Here is a 19011-nt window from a genome sequence, read left to right as displayed (position 1 = left end):
CATGGCTCCTCAGAGATAGAACACCGTCAACTGCGCCGTACCCCTGACATTTCCGCCGGAGACCTGGGCTGCGGTACCTGTTCGGAAGTAGGAGACGTTCATCTTGATGGACAATGACGAGTTGCCGGAGGTTGGGCTGTAGTCGGAAACTACGTAGCTGGAGTCACCGAAGCGAATGGGGGCGGTGTTGGCCTCGTTGGTGATTCGCAGCCCCACGCCTTTGGCCATGTCGGTCCCGGTGGCATTCTGGAAGGTGCCGTCCGTGGCGCTGATGACCGTGCCGATTGGGTCGAGTTGATACCTGATGCTGTTCATCCCGCCTGGGCAGTTTCGCAGGGTCAACTGGAAGGGTTTGGTTCGTACGCTGGTTGCCGAGGCGAAATCGCTCTTCTGTGCGGTATCCAGAATCACGTCAGCGCCTTCTGCGGTGCACCCCAGAGTCTGGAAATTCACCGAGCCAATGATGTAGTTCCTGCTTCCTGTACTGGTCGAGAACACTCCGTTGGTATTCAGCGCGGTGTAGGTGAGGGTGAATGCTGGCATGGTGCCGGCTGTCAGCTTTCCCGTCTGGATGAGGCGGAACTGCAACTGGGCTCCAAAGGAATAGGAAGCGGACGGCACGCTCTCGCAGTAGCGGTTGCTGTAAGGAATGTTGCCTGAGCCGGTCATCCAGGAGTACCAGCCGATGGTGCCGCTGTTCTGATCGCAGCCGGGACCGGTGGTGTAGTAGCGAAAGCCGTAGACCACTCCCACTCCTGGAATGCTCGTATTGAAGACCTTGTAGCTTTCCCCGCCTTCGCTGTAGGTCCCCGCCTGGCCGAGTACGGGGAACTTTATGCCAATCCCCACCTGGGTGCTGTTGTCGGCTGTGCAGGTGTAGATGTTCGACGCTGAATCGCCCGAGACCCAGTTCGTCAGGGGATGCATTGAAGCCGAGTTGTCTCGAGGAACCGAAATCGGACTCGGGAAATTGAAGGTCTCCGCGCTGGAGCCGTTGAACTGGCAGGAGCTTGCCGCTGCTGAGAGCTGGCTCCAACTGGCCATCGCAACGACCAGCGATAGGTATGTCGCGAGCGACCACAGTCGCCCTGTGCCTTTACCACTGATGATTCCCCGCATTTTCATTTCGGTACTCCCTGATCAAAGAATTAAGCGGCAACTGGGTGGTCGAGGCGGTGCGCATTCGCACGTCCAGATACCTGCAGGTCTGGTGTGTCTTGACGTGCAGGAAAGCAGCCGCAGTATTTATTGGCTAAATGGATTAATACCGGTTACTTCGCTCTCGGTCTGTCCGAGAACAAGGTGCTTCATATAGAGAAATTTCCTGTTCTTGCTGCCAGATCCCGATAGGGCAGGTTCTCTTCAGGAGAGGCGAGAGTTCGTGCGCTGCCCTGATGTGCCAGAGTCACTTGGTGGGAGCAAAGCCGTAGCGGGAGGGGTGATCGGCAAGGATCCAGTTCGGATAGTCATCCGCGTAGGCCCGTTCGATACACTGCGCCACCTGCTGGGGGGCATCTGCATTCTTGAGTTCTATGGGGGCGTAGATCCGGTGGCCGAAGTGCCCCTTCGAGAACGAGATGTGGAAGCACAGCAGTACGGCGTCGGCATGGCTGCCGATGTTGAACACGCCACGGTGCAGGCGAGCAGATCGCCCGAGCATCGATACTTCGACGGTTTCCATGGGGTAGCGCTGCATGGTGTAAGGCGGCGCATCGCTGAACAGGACCGCAATACGCTCCTGGCGCAAGGCTCGCATCAGCCTCAGGCCGAGGCCGGAGCGGTTGTTTTCGTCGTAAGTGTGCAATATGCGCAGGCCGGGGATCAGCACGTCTTCGCGATTGCCATAGGCTTCGCGGGGGCTGCCCGACACCACCGCCAGCTCCTTCAGGCCCAACTGCGCGCGCATCGCGTCGACGACGTAGATGTTCGCGTATTCGGATACGTAGTGGAACGGCGAGACCACCACCGGTCGGCCGGGCGTCCTGCTCTGGATCGTCCGTACGGCAGTGGCCAATTCCCGAGCGGCCGCTTCCAGTTCAGGCCAAACATGGCCCTTGCCGTACAGCCTTCCCATCTGCATGCGGCGGTCGATAAGGGCCTCCAGCTCCTTGCTGGCCATGGTGCGCCACTTGTCTGCCCGGCTCAGGGAGACGCTGTCCGCTCCCCACTCGTAGCGGAGCCGGCCGTTCCAGCGCGTCCTGGCGCTGAACAGGCTACGCAGCCCCCAGGAAAGCAGTGCTGTCCGCTCGATTGCCCGAGCGGACAAGGACAACAACCAACGGTCCTGCCAGCGGATGCCCATCTCAGCTTTCCTGCTCATCGGACGTCAGCCAGTTGTCGAGCATTTTGATGTCCGCCATTTCCAGTGAGGCTACCTGCGCCTTGAGGGCGAGGAAGGCCGAGAGCATTTCGTACTGCGCCTTGGCCCGTTCGCCACGGCTGGCGAAGAGCACTTCCTGGGCCCTGAGCACGTCGAGGTTCGAGCGACTACCGGTTCTATAGCCGATGCGAGTTGCTGCCAGAGAGGATTCGTTCAGGCGAACGATCTCCCCCAGGGCGTTGCTCCGCTCCTGCGCCCAGTTGAAGCGCTCGAACCATTCACGTGTATCGGCGGCTGACTTGCGTGTGGCCGCGAGCAGGTTGTTCTGGGCTTTCTCCTCGCCGGCCATGGCCTGGCGAATGCGGGCCCGATTGGCGCCACCGGTAAACAGCGGGGCCGATATGGTCAGCATGGCGCTATTGGTCGTGGTCGGGTCGGAATAGCCCGATGCGGCGCCAGTCGGTGAGTGGCTGGCCGTCAGGTTGACGACGGGATAGCGCTGGGCGCGGGCCTTGTCGATGTTCTTGTCGGCATCGCGAAGTTCAAGCTGGCCGAGCTGTACAGGGAAACTGTATGTCTCCGCCTGATGGACCCACTGCTGCAGGCTCTTTGCTTTCAGCCAGGGACGGGTGCGTCGGGTCGAGGACAGCTCGGCGGGAGAAACCTTCCGCCCGGTCAGGTTGGCCAGCACGCGCTGGCACGCATCCAGGTTGCGGACGGCATCCTGTTGGCGCAACTGAGCTTCGCTCAGCCGTGACAGGGCTTCCTGGACGTCGATGACTGTCGCTTCTCCGCCGGCCTGCAACTTCTGGGTAAGTGCGTGTTGCTCCCTGACGGCGCGCAGATAGTCCGATGCGCGGGTATTTTCCTGGGCGGCGGCGAGCAGATCGAAATAGGCGTTGGCACTGCGCAGAACCAGCGCCTGCCAGGCGCTGGCATATTCAAGCTCTGCCTTGGCGCCGGCGATGCTTGCCTGGCGCAGTTCCACCCAGCGCACCCAGTCGAAGACGGGTTGGGTCAAAGTCACCATCCAGCCGTTCTGCCAGTACTTGGTGGTCGGACCGTTGTCTGTCTTGATCTGGTTGTAGGTGCGTCCCCAGCCGCCATCGAGTCTGGGCAGCAGCGCTGCGCGGGCCAGGGGCACTTCTTCGCGTTCGATGGCAATTTCGGCGTTCGCCGCCGCCAGCTCTGCGTCACGGGCGAGGGTGTCGTTAATGACTGACAGCAGTTCGCCTGCGGAGGCGGCGAGGGGCAGGAGCGCGATTGCAAATCCTGCCGAGATCAGTGCTTTCAAGGTTTTCATGTCGGGACTCCCTGGCGCTGAGCACGGGGAATGAGTCGTCCGTCGTTCAGTTGGTAGCTGCGTTCGAAGCGCGACGCCAGCGAGGGATCGTGGGTGATGACGATGATCGTGCGGTCCAGGCGTTGGAGTAACTCGGCGATGCCGGCAACCGAGGCGGGGTCCAGGTTGGAGGTCGGCTCATCGAGCAGAAGCAGTTCCGATTCCTGGTACAGAGCGCGTGCCAGCAGCAGTCTCTGGCGCTGACCGGCGGAAATGTTCGCGATCGAGTCGCTGATGACTGTCTGGGTGCGCATCGGCAATTGCATGACATCGCCCAGGAGACCGACGTCCTTGAGCAACTGGTTGATCCGGTTGTGGTCGGGGTTGGCGCTGAACAGCGAAATGTTGTCGGCGATGCTGCCATTGAGGATCAGGTCGCCTTGGCGCATCTGGGTCATATGGCGGCGGACTTCATCGACGGCAAGGTTGCTGTAGCTCACGCCGTTCAGGCAGATCTCGCCCTGCCGCACCGGTTCGGCTGCGCAAAGCAGCTTGAACAGCGTCGACTTGCCCACGCCGGAAGGCCCGACGATGACAATCTTGTCGCCCCGGCGGATATCCAGCGAAACGTCGTCGAGCACCTGACGGTCGGAAATGCCGTAGCTGAAGCTCAGGTCACGTACCTGGATGGACTCCAGATGACGTAGTTCGGCGATCCTTCCCAGTTGCTCGGGCGGCGCGTAGCGCTCCGGTTCGTGTTCAACGATATCGGCGACACGTTGCACCGGCACGCTGAGCATGAAGCGGCCGAACAGGGCGTTGATTGCCTGGGCCAGGCGCTCCGAGGACAGGGACTTGTAGATCATGAAGGAGTAGAACACGCCCACCGAAATCTTCCCGTCGAGCATCAGCCCGGCCGCCAGCCAGGTAATGACGATCACATCGGCATACTCGACCAGTTTCAGCACCGCATCGCGGCCGGCAGTCAGCTTCGCGCTGTAGAGCGCCGCGGCCGCATTGGCCCGGAACTTCGCCATGAAGATGGCGGTGCGACGGGTTTCTCCACACGCGAGCTTGATCAGCGAGGCGCCGCGAACCGTTTCAATCAGCGCGTCGTCACACTGTGCCGAGCGTTCCAGTACCAGCATATGGGCATCCCGCATCGGGGCGTACAGAGCGAAAGCCGTGCCCAGATAGAGTGCGAAGATCCCCAGGGCAACGACAGCCAGCAGGGCGCTCTGGATCAGCATGAGGGCGATTGCGAGGCAAGCGACGGTGAGGTCGATGCGCAGTGAAATGCTGGTGCGTACCGTGTAGTCGTTGATCTCCTCCTGGGACTTCAGGCGGGCGAACAAGTCGCCGACGTTGCGTTTCTCGAAGTAGGAGATGGGGTTTCTCAACAGCTGCCCCAGCAGCCCCTGGGTGACATTGACGCTGACCAGCGTCCCCGCCAGGGCGGTCAGATAGCTCTGTACGAACTTGCTGAAGGTGCCGATGGCGAAGATGCTTGAGAAGGTGATGGCGAGAATGAGCAGCAGATTTCGATTGTCGCTGGTGACCACATGGTCGAGGACCAGGTTGCCGAAGTAAGGCATGGCAAGAATTGCGAACTGGCTGCCGATGGCCACGAACATCAGCTTGGCGAGTTGGCCGCGCAACTGGGGGTTCAGCTTGCGTACCCGCGCCAATGCGCCGGGCACCTGCGATTTCGCGCGGATGCGGGGCAGCTGCGGCGTCGGCGAACATTCGAGGAGGTAGCCGGAAACGTTCGCCAGGAACATGTCCATTGCCAGCCTGCGCCGCCCGGACGCCGGGTCGATGACCACCACGTGGTTGCGCCGGGCTTTCTCGAACACCACGAAGTGGGCGCCGCCAAAGTGCAGGATCGAACCGGTCTTGAGGTTGGGCAGGTCGCTCGCATCGAACTGGAAGGCCTGCACGGCGAGGCCGAAATCAGTCGCCACATCGTACAGGTCCATCAGCGTCAGGCCATTGGACGACAGTGGGCGATGCGCAGTGATCTCGCGAACTGCGGTGGCGCGCCCCAGGTGCGTCAGTACCATGGCAAGACAGGCGTAGCCGCAGTCGGCGACTTCGTTCTGGTAGATGATTCTCACGGTCAGCCCCGCACTATCTGGAACAGCGGTTCGAGGACCCATTCAGCAATGGTTCGGCGCTCGATCACGACGCTGGCGGTACCGCGCATACCCGGAAGAATCTGCAGGGGCTTGCCCGCTGGGCCGAAGGTGTCGCCGGGCAAGGTTGCCCAGCCCATGTAATTGCTGGTCTCGACCGGCACGGTGGGTGCTGCGGCCGTGGTGCTTTCGCTTTTGTTCATGACGGAGTCGGAGATCGACGCAATGCTGGCCTGCACAGCGCCGAAGCGGGCATAGGGAAAGGAGTCCAGCTTGAGGCGCACGAGTTGTCCCACCTTGACGAAACCACGTTGGCGAGTGGGGATATTCAGTGCTGCCACCAGGGGTTGGCCGGAGTCCGTGTTGATCACCTGGGCCACATCTCCTGGCTGGAGCATGTGGCCAGCCACCAGGCTGGAAAAAGTCACGATCCCTGCCTGAGGGGCATAAACCGTGGTGTTCTGGCGCGCGGCCTCATAGCGAAGGCGAATTTCCTGCACGTCACGATTGAGCTGGGCGCCGATTTCGCGTTGTTGAGCCTTCAGCTCCTGCTGGCTGCCACGCAGGGTTTCCAATTCGCTCATCAGCGATTGGCGGCGGCCATCGCCCTGGGCGATTTCCGCAGCAGTCTGGTTGGCTTGCAGGCGTGCCTGCTCCACCCGATCAGCGGTGACATAGCCGGACAGATCTTCCAGGCGGCGGAGGGTGTTGGCGGCATCGCTGGCGATCTGCCGGGTACGCGACTGCTGCTTGGCGAGGGCCTGCAGCTCGAGCTCACGCGCGGCCACGGTGCGCTCACTGGCCTCGAGGCGTGCGGCGATCGCCGCAACGCGGTCTTCGTACTGACTTCTGGCGGTGACGATCTGCTCGTCGCGCATCGTTTCGTCGAACTTGGGTTTGGGAGTTCCGTCACTGGACAGATTCAGGTCCCGGACCAGTTCGAAGAGCGGTTGTCCTTTTTCGACAAGTTGCCCCGGGGCCGTGTGCACTGAGGTGACGAGGCCGACAAGGCCGGTAATCTTTACTTCTGAAGGCGAGACAATCTCGAAGGGGACGTCGCGCTTGAGTTCAATTTCCTGGAAGAATGCATAGACGATGGCCGATGCCACCACGGAAGAGCTGAAATAGGCGATCCAACGCCAGGAAATATCAGTGAAGCGCGGCAGCTTTTCTGCTTGGATACTCAAGGTGCCACCTGCCGTGTGTGTAACCGCCCTTAATGCTGTTTGACGGTATATGGGGATAATGTGTGTCGTGGCTGCCAAGCACTGTCCGGCACAAGGCCGGACAGTGTTGAATAGCATAGGCATGACAGGGCCGGATTCACGGCTCGCTGGCGATCAGGTTCATTTGATCCGCAGGCTTAGAGGCCCTGTGAGTTCATGCCTTTTATTGGCCGCCACCACCACCGTCACAGCCACCGCCTTTCGGCGGGCACGGTTTGGGGGTAGGGTTGGGTTGCTTCTTGGACTTGCAGCAACCACCGGCCAATTCGGACCTGACGAGTACTTCGCGCTCTACTTTTTTCATCTACAATTTATCCTTGATAAAAATGAGAGAAGCCTGCCGCCAAGTTGGCCTTGCAGGCGTGGAGCAGCGCAGTTTCCGTCAGTTACTTGTCGCCGCCGCCGCCGCTGCCGCCACCGTTTGGCGGGCAAGGGGTCGGAGCCGGAGCCGGCTTCTTCTTGGACTTGCAGCAGCCGCCGGCTACCTGAGCTTTGATCAGCTGTTCGCGTTCGATATTTTTCATGGTTCAATCTCTCGATATGAGTTGAGGTTTGGTTGCGTTGGAGTTCCAACGTTTGTTGCTATTCCCTTTTATGAAGCTTTCTCTTCCTTTAGAAACGGTACTTCCGAACAGAAGTTGATGCGGAATACGGTTGAGATTTCGACGGCTCTGCTATTTTCGTCCTGAAAAAGAATGTGCTCGTCGCTGGGCTATGGCGGCCCGTCCAGAGGCTTTATTCAATTGGCGGAGTGGGGTGGTCGAAGTCGGGGCGTATTTCTGTTCGGAAATTAAGATAGTGCGGCGATAGTCGTATTCGTATGTCAGGCGAAATCAATAAGATGCGCTGGAAGTGGGCTGATTATTCGTAATTGAACTATAGCGCGCAACGGATTTGTGTGCATGGCTGCGTAGGAAAGTTCCGGTACTCGGTAAGTTTGAGGGAATTGAAGGAGCCGTAATATTTTTGTTTATTTAATGTAGGATTTTTCTTTATTGTTTAATGAGGGATACAGTTCTGGAGAACTTGCTGAATGTGCAGTCTGGCATTGCAGCGAGGCGCGGAGATTTCGCGGTGGTGGAGCTGGGAAGGAGGGCGGGGCGCTGAGTCTTGCCTGGAGGAGGGGGCCGGGCGGCGGGGTGGAAAGGAGCCAGGAAGCTCCCTTCGATGGGTTGCATTGCGCCATTTGAAAGACCTGGGCGGAGGACGCCCAGGTCAGGAAGCTAGCGAGTTACCTGCCGGGGCACTCAGCTGTCATAGCCCAGGTTCGGCGAAAGCCAGCGCTCGCTGGTGCCGATCTCCTGGTCCTTGCGCGCGCTGTAGCGTTCGATCTGGTCCTTGTCGACCTTGCCCACGGCGAAGTACTGCGCCTGCGGGTGGGCGAAGTACCAGCCGCTGACGGCGGCGGCGGGGAACATGGCGTAGTGCTCGGTCAGGGTCACGCCGGACAGGCCTTTCGGGTCGAGCAGCTGGAACAGGGTGCCTTTCTCGGTGTGATCCGGGCAGGCCGGGTAGCCGGGCGCCGGGCGGATGCCGATGTACTGCTCCTTGATCAGCGCCTCGTTGTCCAGGTGCTCCTCGGGCTGGTAGCCCCAGTACTCTGTACGCACGCGCTGGTGCAGCCACTCGGCGCAGGCTTCGGCGAGACGGTCGGCGAGGGCCTTGACCATGATCGCGCTGTAGTCGTCTCCCTTGGCCTCGTAGGCCTTGGCCACTTCCTCGGCGCCGATGCCGGCGGTGGTGATGAAGCCGCCGACGTAGTCCTTCACGCCGCTGTCCTTGGGCGCGACGAAGTCGGCCAGGCTGAAGTTCGGCTTGCCGTCAGGCTTGATGGTCTGCTGGCGCAGGTGGTGCAGGGTGGCCAGCTTGTGGCCGTCGTCGCCGTAGACTTCCAGGTCGTCGTGGTGCACCTGGTTGGCCGGCCAGAAGCCGAAGACCGCCTTGGCGCGAATGAGCTTCTCGTCGATCAGCTTCTTCAGCATCGCCTGGGCGTCGTTGAACAGGCTCGTCGCCGCCTCGCCGACCACTTCGTCGGTGAGGATGCGCGGATACTTGCCGGCCAGGTCCCAGGAGATGAAGAAGGGTGTCCAGTCGATATACTCGGCCAGCACGTTGAGGTCGATGTCCTCCAGCACCTTGACGCCGGTGAAGCTCGGCACTGGCGGCTGGTAGCCGGCCCAGTCGAAGGTCGGCTTGGCGGCGATGGCCTGCTCGTAGGTGAGGCGCTCGGTGCGCGCGCTGCGGTTGGCGGTGCGCTCGCGCACTTCCGCGTATTCCTCGCGCAGCTTGCGGGCGTACTCGGGCTTCATTTCCTTGGACAGCAGGGTGGTCGCCACGCCCACCGCGCGGGAGGCGTCGGTGACGTAGACCACCGCGTCGTTGCTGTACTGCGGGTCGATCTTCACCGCGGTGTGCGCCTTGGAGGTGGTGGCGCCGCCAATCAGCAGCGGCAGGCTGAAGTTCTGCCGCTGCATTTCCTTGGCGACGTGGACCATCTCGTCCAGCGACGGGGTGATCAGGCCGGACAGGCCGATGATGTCGCACTTCTGCTCGCGGGCGGTCTGCAGGATCTTCTCGGCCGGGACCATCACGCCCAGGTCGACGATGTCGTAGCCGTTGCAGCCCAGCACCACGCCGACGATGTTCTTGCCGATGTCGTGCACGTCGCCCTTCACCGTGGCCATGAGGATCTTGCCCTTGGCCTCGGGCTTGTCGCCTTTTTCCGCCTCGATGAAGGGGATCAGGTGGGCAACGGCCTGTTTCATCACGCGGGCGGATTTGACCACCTGCGGGAGGAACATCTTGCCGGCGCCGAACAGGTCGCCGACCACGTTCATGCCGTTCATCAGCGGGCCTTCGATGACCTCGATGGGGCGCGCGCACTTCTGCCGGCACTCCTCGGTGTCTTCGACGATGAAGGTGGTGATGCCCTTGACCAGCGCGTGCTCCAGGCGTTTCTCGACGCTGTGGCTGCGCCACTCTTCGTCTTCCACTTCCTTGACCGCGCCGCCGCCCTTGTAGTTATCGGCGATGGCCAGCAGCGCTTCGGTGGCGTCCGGGCTGCGGTTGAGCACCACGTCCTCGACCTTGTCGCGCAGTTCCTTGGGAATCTCGTCGTAGATCTCCAGCTGGCCGGCGTTGACGATGCCCATGGTCAGGCCGTTCTGGATGGCGTAGTAGAGGAACACCGAGTGGATCGCCTCGCGCACCGGGTTGTTGCCACGGAACGAGAAGGACACGTTGGACACCCCGCCCGAGGTCAGCGCGTAGGGCAGGTTGTCGCGGATGTAGGCGCAGGCCTCGATGAAGTCGACCGCGTAGTTGTTGTGCTCCTCGATGCCGGTGGCGACCGCGAAGATGTTCGGGTCGAAGATGATGTCTTCCGGCGGGAAGCCCACTTCGTTGACCAGGATGTCGTAGGAGCGCTGGCAGATTTCTTCCTTGCGCGCCTGGGTGTCGGCCTGGCCGGCCTCGTCGAAGGCCATCACCACCACCACAGCGCCGTAGCGCTTGCACAGGCGGGCGTGGTGCTTGAACTGCTCGACGCCTTCCTTCATGGAAATGGAGTTGACGATGCCCTTGCCCTGGATGCACTTCAGGCCGGCTTCGATCACGTCCCACTTGGAGGAGTCGATCATGATCGGCACGCGGGAGATGTCCGGCTCGGAGGCGATCAGGTTGAGGAACTTCACCATGGCCGCCTGGGAGTCGAGCATGCCCTCGTCCATGTTGATGTCGATCACCTGGGCGCCGGCTTCCACCTGCTGCTGCGCCACTTCCAGGGCTTCGGCGTAGTTCTCCTCGCGGATCAGCCGGGCGAACTTGGCGCTGCCGGTGATGTTGGTGCGCTCGCCGACGTTGACGAACAGCGAGCTGCGATCGATGGTGAACGGCTCCAGGCCCGACAGGCGACAGGCCTTGGGGATCTCCGGAATCGCGCGCGGGGCGTACTTGGCCACGGCCTTGGCGATGGCCTCAATGTGGCCGGGCGTGGTGCCGCAGCAACCGCCGATGATGTTGAGGAAGCCGGACGAGGCGAATTCCTCGACCACCACGGCCATTTCCGCCGGAGTCTCGTCGTATTCGCCGAAGGCGTTCGGCAGGCCGGCGTTGGGGTGGGCGGAAACGAAGGTATCCGCCTTGGTCGCCAGCTCTTCCAGGTACGGACGCAGTTCTTTCGCGCCCAGGGCGCAGTTCAGGCCCACGGAGATCGGCTTGGCGTGGCGTACCGAGTTCCAGAAGGCTTCGGTGGTCTGGCCCGAGAGGGTACGGCCGGAGGCGTCGGTGATGGTGCCGGAGATCATGATCGGCAGCTCGACGCCCAGCTCTTCATAGACGCCCTGCACGGCGAAGATCGCCGCCTTGGCGTTCAAGGTATCGAAGATGGTCTCGATCAGGATCAGGTCCGCGCCGCCCTCGATCAGGCCGCGGGTGGACTCGCTGTAGTTCTCCACCAGCTCGTCGAAGGTGACGTTGCGGAAACCGGGGTCGTTGACGTCCGGGGAGATCGAGCAGGTGCGGCTGGTCGGGCCGAGGACGCCGGCGACGAAGCGCGGGCGGTCCGGGGTTTCGGCGGTCTTGGCGTCGGCCACTTCACGGGCCAGGCGCGCGCCTTCCACGTTCATTTCATACGCCAGTTCCTGCATGTCGTAGTCCGCCTGGGACACGCGGGTGGCGTTGAAGGTATTGGTTTCCAGGATGTCGGCGCCGGCATCCAGATAGGCCTTCTCGATGGCCTGGATGACGTCCGGGCGGCTGAGCAGCAGCAGGTCGTTGTTGCCCTTGACGTCGCTCGGCCAGTCGGCGAAGCGCTCGCCGCGGTAGTCCTCTTCCTGCAGCTTGTAGCTCTGGATCATGGTGCCCATGCCGCCGTCGAGGATCAGGATGCGCTCCTTGAGGGCTTGCTGGAGGGCTTGCAGGCGTGCGGCACGGTCGATCATTGGAATTCTCGGAAAAGGGCGTGGCAAAAGGTCGCTGATGATAGCAAAGCTGCACGGCTTTCCGGTGGTTCGCGGTTTTCCATGAATTTCGCTCATGTTGGCGATGGGGACGACTTGACGCCGCGTCAACCGCGCCCCGGCCACACCTGACAAGTCCGGAACTGCCTGGCGGCGGGCTTGCTGGAAGAATCCACGGCACACGGCGGTACGGATGAAGAAGTTTCTCGTCCGTCGGCCCGGCCCAGGAATCCATCCCGCAAGGAGACGCCCCATGTCGCAGAACGCCAACACCCTGATGCTGTTCTTCAAGGATCAGGCCCCGCACGAGCTGTGCGTGCTGTCGCTGGTCAACCTGATGCGCGACGACCCGGAGAAATCCCGCGGTTACCAGCAGCGCCTGGGCGTCGATCTCTCGCAGGTGTGGGAAGACGAGTGGTTCAACCAGCAGTTCAGCGCGCAACCCGAATACATCCGCCTGGATTTCGACACTTCGGTGAGCGCGAACCTGCCGCTGCCGTTGCTGGAGGGCCTGTTCGAACACGGGTTGCGCGCGGCGGTGATCGAGGTATTCCACGGCCAGGTCGGCGAGACCCAGCGTCATCATTTCCTCGACGGCAAGCTGGTGAACCGCGCCGACCTGTACCAGCGCGAGCCGTTCATCGAGCCCATCGTCAGTGCCCAGCTGGACGCCCGGCGCGAGGAGGACGAGGAGGACACCAGCGTCTGCGTGACGCGGCCGGTGCCGCTGCGCCAGCTGATCGAGGAACAGCGCGAACAGGAAGAGAACGCCAAGGCGCTGGTGGCGGGTATCCGCGAACTGGCCCAGGTCGCACGCCAGACCGGCGCCAGCCCCGGCGGAGTGATCAAGACAGGGCTGGTGCTCTGGCAGATGGCCAAGGGCCTGTTCCACGCGGTGATCTTCACCGTGCTGGCGCTGGTGTTCTTCAAGGGCTTCTGGATGTGGCTGGGTCTGGGTGTGCTGCTGGCCATCGTCCTGCCGCTGCTCTACGGCTGGGTCGAGTACAGCGACCTGAGCGAAAAACGCGAGGAGCCCGAGGCCGCCGAGGGGGCGGACTGAGCGACCGGCTGGTCGGTCGTGGGCGAAGAAATGCGAAATCCGTCGCAGCCAACGGTGAAACGCTGTCGCACCCATCTAGGCGCGATTCCCCGCCATGCGTATGCTGGCGCGCGGCGAGCGGTAGTGGCTATCTGCCTGCTCGCCTGGGGCCTGGCGTCGTCGACGCCAGCCCGATCATGAAGCCGGCAGCAGGGCAGGACCGGCGGGGATGGAGCGTGTGGCGCAGCTGGTCGCCCCACGCAGGCTATGGATTGGCGACCTTGGACACGGATGCTTTCTCGCAACTGCTGACGCTCTACATGCGGCGCATCCGCGCCAGCGCTTCGGGCGTGGCCACCGAAATCGGCCTGAGTCGCGAGGCGGTAAACAACTGGCGCAACGGCCTGTCGCTGCCCAATCCGAAGTCCCGCGACAAACTCATCGCCTGCGCCCGCTACCTGCGCCTGACCGAGCTGGAAACCAACCGCCTGTTCAGCGCCGCCGGCTTCGAGCCGGAATTCCCGCTGCAGGCCGAGACGGCCGGCAGCGTGCCCTTTGCGCCCTACATCGAGTCGCTGTTCGAGCAACTGCGCCGACTCACGCCGTACCCCATCGTCCTGCTGCTGTCCCAGGCGCACTGGGGCCAGCCGCCGTTCCGCCAGGAGCTGCTAGGCCGTGCCCGTGCGCTGTATGGCGAGCATTCGGTGCTGCACATCCAGCCGCCCTACAGCGCCAGCACCGCCAGCGCCGACTATTTTGCCGCCATCGGCCGCCAGTGCGGCTTTGCCGAGGTCACCTCGGACTACGAATTCGAAGCCGCCCTGGAGCGCCGCCTGCTGGCGGGGGAGCGGCTGTTCTGCCTGGTCAGCCGTTTCGAGCAGGGCACTCCGGCATTGCGCGAGATGCTCGCCGGCATCCTGCGCAGCCTCAGCGAGATGCACAGCGGTCGCCTGCACCTGCTGCTGTGCGGCGGGGAAGGGCTGGCCGACCTGAAGTACCGCAGCGGCGATCTGTCGCTGCTGAACATCGCCCAGGTCAGTCACTGGTCCGAGCTGAGCCTGGCCGACCTCGCGCTGCTCGCCCAGCGCCGCTGGCCGCAGCGGCGCTTCGACCAGGCGATGCTCGGCGAACTGCTGGAAAGCTGCGGCGGCCATCCGGCGCTGGCGGAAGAAGGACTGGAGTGGCTGGTGCAGCATGAGGCGCTGACCGCCGAGTCGCGGCTGGCCCTGCACGAGCTGCTGTCACGCAGCGCGCGCCTGTGGCAGGCCTTCCTGCCGCTGGCGGAAAGCGAGAGTTCGCGCGAACGCCTGCGCCAGCGCCTGGACGCTGTCGACCTGGGCCGCGCCAGCCCCTACCTGGCCGACGGCGAACTGCGCCGGCTGTTCTGGAACAACCTGATCACCGTGCGTGGCCAGGGCGACTCGGCGCGCCTGGCGTGGCGCTGCGAAATCATCCGGCAGACCGGTCGGCAGGTGCTGGAATCATGGGTCGAAGCCTGAACCGGCAACGCGGCGCGGTGCGGGTCAAGCGCTTGTTGTTCATCGCCACGGTCACTTTCCTGCTGTTCAGCGCCGTGCTCGCGCCGCGGCTCAACCCTTTCACCCGCGATTCGGCGCTGGGCAACGAGGCCTTCGAGCAGTTCTTCGGCGAAATGACCAGCTGGCGCACGGCGCTGATGCAGGCACAGCAGGTCGAGGGGCACTGGCCCGAGGATATCCAGGCCCACGCGCCGCCGTTGCGCGAGCCAATCCTGCAAGTCGTCTCGCCACAGCCGCAGCGCCTGGTGATGACCGTCGAGGACCGTGCCGAGCTGGGCGTGCTCGCCGGCAAGCAGGTCATCGTCGACATGCCGCCGAACAGCAGCGAGTGGAGCTGCCGCCCCGGCGATCCGCCGATCCCGGAACGCTACCTGATGAGCAGTTGCCTGGTCCGCGACGACGCTGCCCCGGCGGACAACCCGTTGGTGGAAAGCCTGCGCTGGCTGCTGATCGTCTGCGTGCTGCTGTTCGTCATCGCCGGGTTGCTCCTGCTGTTCCGCCACCCGCTGCTCGGGCCGGTGCAACTGCGCCCGCAGCGACTGCTGGACACCGACCCCGCCGACCTGCGCCAGCTGGACCGCCTGCTCGGTCTGCTGGGCCGCCGCCGGGCGACCCTGCGCGCCGCCGGTGTCGATGCGCCCAGCTGGCAGCAGGCGCTGGACTACGCCGGCGCCGAGGCCGAGCAGCGTGCCCAGGCGCTGGCCCTGGCGCTGGGGGCGAGTTGCCAGGTCAGCTGGGGCTGGTCGCTGCCCGGCCGGGTGTTCGAATGGAAGCTGCCCGACGCCGTCCCGGTCTCCCTGGACCGCTGCCTGGTCTACCTGCCGGCGCCCGACCAGCACGACGGGCAGATCGTGCAGCACCTGCGTACCGTCAATGCCGGCATCGACGTGATGCTGGTGCTGGCGAAGACCGGCCAGCCGCAGCTGCTCAAGTACTGCGCCGACACCGCCAACCTCTGCGTTGCCATCGAGCCCGGCGAGCAGACGCGCTGGCTGCTGGGCGGCAATGCCGGCGAGCTGCTGCTGCGCGTGCTCGCCGCGCAACTGCGGCTGACCCGCATCTCGCCCTACCAGACCCGTGGCGGGGTGGTGCGCGCCAGCTCGTTCTTCGGCCGCGACCAGTTGCTGGCGCGGGTGCTGGGCCGCGAGCCGGCCAACTACCTGGTGGTCGGTGGCCGGCAACTGGGCAAGAGCAGCCTGCTCAAGGCGGTCCAGCGGCGCCTGGAGGACCACCCGCAGATGGTCTGCCACTATGTGTCGCTGCGCGACCATCGCCTTTCGCCGCGCCTGGCCCTGCAGTTCGGCCTGGCGGCGGAAACGCCGCTGGACGCCATCATTGCCCACATCAGCACCCGGCAGGTGGGCAAGCGCCTGTTCCTGCTGATCGACGAGGCCGACCTGTTCTTCCGCGACGAGGCGGCCAACGGCTATCCGCAGCTTTCGACCCTGCGCGCGCTGAGCGAGGAGGGGCGTTGCTGGTTCATGCTCGCCGGCTTCTGGGACCTCTACGCCACCGCCGTGCTGGACTACCAGTCGCCGCTGCGCAACTTCGGCGAAGTGCTGACCATCGGCGCGCTGGAGCGCCAGGCCTGCCGGGAACTGGCCAGCGTGCCGCTGGCCAGCCTGCGCCTGGGCTTCGCCAGCGACACGCTGCTGGAGGACCTGGTGGACGCCAGCGGCCAGCGCGCCAACCTGGTCGCCATTCTCTGCCAGGAATGCCTGGAGGCCTTGCCACCCGGAGCGCGGGTGATCGAGCGCCTGCAGCTCAAGGGCGCCCTGGCTTCCCAGGCGGTACAGGACGCGCTGGCTGGCTGGGGCCGCCTGAGCCAGGACGAGGCGGCCTGTCGCCTGGACCGGATCATCGTCTACCACACCGCGCAGCACGGCAGCACCAGCCTGGCGCGGCTGCTCGAATTGTTCGGCGAGCAGACCGATGCCGTCGCGCTCAAGGAGTCCCTGGCGCGCCTGCAGCTGGCCTTCGTGCTCAAGCGCCGCGACGAGGGCTACGAGTTCGCCGTGCCACTGTTCGCCGGCCAGTTCGAGTCCGCCGAGCTGCCGTTGCTGTTGCGCCACGAGCTGTCGAACCGACCGCGCGCGACACGCTAGCCAAAAGGCGCGCAGCCGCCGCGCCCGCGAATTGGTAGACTTCCGCCGTTACTGGTCAAGGAACGCCCCCATGCTTCCCCGGATTCTCGTGCTGCTGGCCCTGCTCATGGCCAGTGTGGGCCTGCGTGCCGAATCGATGTCCTACACCCGCGATATCCAGCCGATCTTCACCGAGAAGTGCGTGGCCTGCCACGCCTGCTACGACTCGCCGTGCCAGCTCAATCTGACGGCCGCCGAAGGCGCGCAGCGTGGGGCGAACAAGCTGCCGGTGTACGACGGTGCGCGGACCAAGGCGCAGGACACCACCCGGCTGTTCCTCGATGCCCATGGCGCGGATGCCTGGCGACGCAAGGACTTCTGGTCGGTGCTCGACGGCCGCGGCAGCCAGGCCGCGCTGATGGCGCGGATGATCGACCTGGGCCATGAGCACCCGCTGGTGCCCAACGCGAAGATTCCCGACGGCCTGGATATCTCCATCAACCGCAGCAACCAGTGCCCGACGCCGCAGACCATCGACGACTTCGTCGCGAAGAACCCGCGCAGCGGCATGCCTTTCGCCGTCACCGGCCTGACTGACCAGCAGCTCGCCACGATCAAGACCTGGCTGGCCCAGGGCGCGCCGGTGGACGAGCAGGCCTGGCAGCCGGGCAGCGGCGAGGCGGCGCAGATCGCCGACTGGGAGAGCTTCCTCAACCAGCCCGGCGCACGCCAGAGCCTGGTGTCGCGCTGGATCTACGAGCACCTGTTCCTCGCCCACCTGTACTTCACCGAGCGTGGCGAGCCGGGGCATTTCTTCCAGCTGGTGCGCTCGCGCACGCCCAGCGGCCAGCCCATCGACCCCATCGCCACGCGGCGGCCCAACGACGATCCGGGCAATACCTTCTATTACCGCCTGTGGCCGATCCAGGGTGTGATCGTGCACAAGACGCACATCACCTATCCGCTCAATGAGGCGCGTCTGAAGCGCAACCAGGAGCTGTTCTACGGCACCGCCTGGGATACCGACAAGGTGCCCGGTTACGGCCTGAAGCACCGCGCCAACCCCTTCCTGACGTTCGAAGCGATCCCGGCGCGGGCGCGCTACCAGTTCATGCTGGACAACGCCGAGTACTTCGTCCGCACCTTCATCCGCGGCCCGGTGTGCCGCGGGCAGATCGCCACCGACGTGATCCGCGACAACTTCTGGGCGGTGTTCCAGGACCCGGACCACGACCTCTACGTCACCGATCCGAAATTCCAGCACCAGGCCTCGCCGCTGCTGGCGCTGCCGGGGCAGATCGACGACCTGGGCGCCATGCTCTCGCAATGGCGTTCCTACCGTGACAAGCGCAACCAGTACGAAGAACTGCGCCAGGACGTCTACGACGACGCCCCGGCGCCGACCTGGGCCGACATCTGGGCCGGCAACGACAACGCCGTGCTGAGCATCTTCCGCCAGTTCGACAGCGCCTCGGTGCGCAAGGGCCTGATCGGTGGCGTGCCGCAGACCCTCTGGTGGATGGACTATCCGCTGCTGGAGCGCACCTACTACGGGCTGGTGGTGAACTTCGACGTCTTTGGCAACGTCGCTCACCAGGCGCAGACACGCCTGTACTTCGACCTTATCCGCAATGGCGCCGAGCGCAACTTCCTGCGCCTGATGCCGGTGGCCGCGCGCAGGCCGCTGCTCGATGACTGGTACCAGGACAGCGGCAAGCTCAAGGCCTGGGTCGACTACTACACCGGCGACAGCGATGCGCCGACCGGCCTGTTCCTGCCGGAGAAGGGCGCCAAGAACGCCTTCGCCCAGCAACTGCTCAAGCACTACGTGGCGCTCAATGCGCGGCCCGACCCGATCAACCTGTGCGAGAACGGCGCCTGCTACCGCAACACCGTCGCCGCGCCGCTGCAGGATGCCGAGCAGGCCTTCAGCCGCCTGGTCAGCCGCCCGGCTGCCGGCCTGCCGGTGATCGACCAGTTCCCCGAGGCGACCATGCTGCGGGTGGAACTGCCCGACGGCCAGCGCGAGATCTACACCGTGCTGCGCAACCGTGCCCACAGCAACGTGGCCTTCCTGACCGGCGAATCGCTGCGCTACCAGCCGGGGCTGGACACCCTGACCATCTACCCCGGCGTGCTCTCCAGCTACCCGAACTTCATGTTCAACCTGAAGGCCGCCGAGGTCGGCGATTTCGTCGCCGCGCTGGAGCAGGTGAAGAGCGCCGCGGACTTCGAGAAGGTCGCCGACCGCTGGGGCATCCGCCGCAGTCACCCGCAGTTCTGGTTCTACTTCCACGACCTGGACGCCTACCTGCGCGAGACCGAGCCGGTGGAGGCGGGCGTGCTGGACATGAACCGCTACGAGAACCTCTGACCGGGCGCCCGCTCCTGCGATTCAGCGCGCGGTATTCGCTGACGTAGGAGCAACT

11 protein-coding genes are annotated in these 19011 nt (G+C 64.0%); 4 read left to right on the top strand and 7 right to left on the bottom strand.

What is annotated here, in order from left to right; translation table 11 throughout:
- Positions 1–9: 9 nt before the first annotated feature.
- The 7 genes from HNP46_RS32775 to metH form a co-directional block, all read right to left on the bottom strand.
- The gene (locus HNP46_RS32775; protein WP_184597540.1) at positions 10–1125 is read right to left on the bottom strand and encodes a fimbrial protein; all 1116 of its coding nucleotides are present in this window, start codon (positions 1123–1125) and stop codon (positions 10–12) included.
- 280 nt (positions 1126–1405) lie between these two features.
- A complete protein-coding gene (locus tag HNP46_RS32770; protein ID WP_221455204.1) occupies positions 1406–2302 on the bottom strand; it encodes a hypothetical protein in 897 nt (298 codons plus the stop codon).
- Between the two features lies 1 nt (position 2303).
- Positions 2304–3623, bottom strand: a complete 1320-nt coding sequence (locus HNP46_RS32765; protein WP_184597538.1) for a TolC family outer membrane protein — start codon at positions 3621–3623, stop codon at positions 2304–2306.
- Complete coding sequence (locus HNP46_RS32760; RefSeq protein ID WP_184597536.1) at positions 3620–5719, bottom strand: peptidase domain-containing ABC transporter; 2100 nt, start codon at positions 5717–5719, stop codon at positions 3620–3622. The genes HNP46_RS32765 and HNP46_RS32760 overlap by 4 nt, the downstream gene beginning before the upstream one ends.
- 2 nt (positions 5720–5721) lie before the next feature.
- Positions 5722–6924 carry an HlyD family secretion protein gene (locus HNP46_RS32755; protein ID WP_221455203.1) on the bottom strand — a complete coding sequence of 401 codons (1203 nt, stop codon included), beginning with the start codon at positions 6922–6924 and terminating at the stop codon, positions 5722–5724.
- Positions 6925–7349: 425 nt separating this feature from the next.
- Positions 7350–7487 (bottom strand): hypothetical protein, encoded by a 138-nt coding sequence (locus tag HNP46_RS32750; RefSeq protein WP_184597532.1) that lies wholly within the window; start codon positions 7485–7487, stop codon positions 7350–7352.
- Positions 7488–8210: 723 nt separating this feature from the next.
- Positions 8211–11903 carry a methionine synthase gene (gene metH, locus HNP46_RS32745; RefSeq protein ID WP_184597530.1) on the bottom strand — a complete coding sequence of 1231 codons (3693 nt, stop codon included), beginning with the start codon at positions 11901–11903 and terminating at the stop codon, positions 8211–8213.
- Positions 11904–12174: 271 nt separating this feature from the next.
- Here metH and HNP46_RS32740 point away from each other — a divergent pair, with 271 nt between their 5' ends.
- From HNP46_RS32740 to HNP46_RS32725, 4 genes are all read left to right on the top strand, one after another.
- Positions 12175–12981: a hypothetical protein gene (locus tag HNP46_RS32740; protein ID WP_184597521.1), complete on the top strand. Its 807-nt coding sequence runs from the start codon at positions 12175–12177 to the stop codon at positions 12979–12981.
- 260 nt (positions 12982–13241) lie between these two features.
- Positions 13242–14459, top strand: a complete 1218-nt coding sequence (locus HNP46_RS32735) for a hypothetical protein (RefSeq protein WP_184597518.1) — start codon at positions 13242–13244, stop codon at positions 14457–14459.
- Positions 14444–16603 carry an ATP-binding protein gene (locus HNP46_RS32730; protein WP_184597516.1) on the top strand — a complete coding sequence of 720 codons (2160 nt, stop codon included), beginning with the start codon at positions 14444–14446 and terminating at the stop codon, positions 16601–16603. The genes HNP46_RS32735 and HNP46_RS32730 overlap by 16 nt, the downstream gene beginning before the upstream one ends.
- 70 nt (positions 16604–16673) lie before the next feature.
- Positions 16674–18956: a fatty acid cis/trans isomerase gene (locus HNP46_RS32725; protein WP_184597514.1), complete on the top strand. Its 2283-nt coding sequence runs from the start codon at positions 16674–16676 to the stop codon at positions 18954–18956.
- Positions 18957–19011: the final 55 nt, after the last annotated feature.

The sequence above is a fragment of the Pseudomonas nitroreducens genome, from assembly GCF_014204515.1.
GTDB lineage: Bacteria > Pseudomonadota > Gammaproteobacteria > Pseudomonadales > Pseudomonadaceae > Pseudomonas > Pseudomonas nitritireducens_A.
This window is presented reverse-complemented; position numbering and strand designations above follow the sequence as displayed.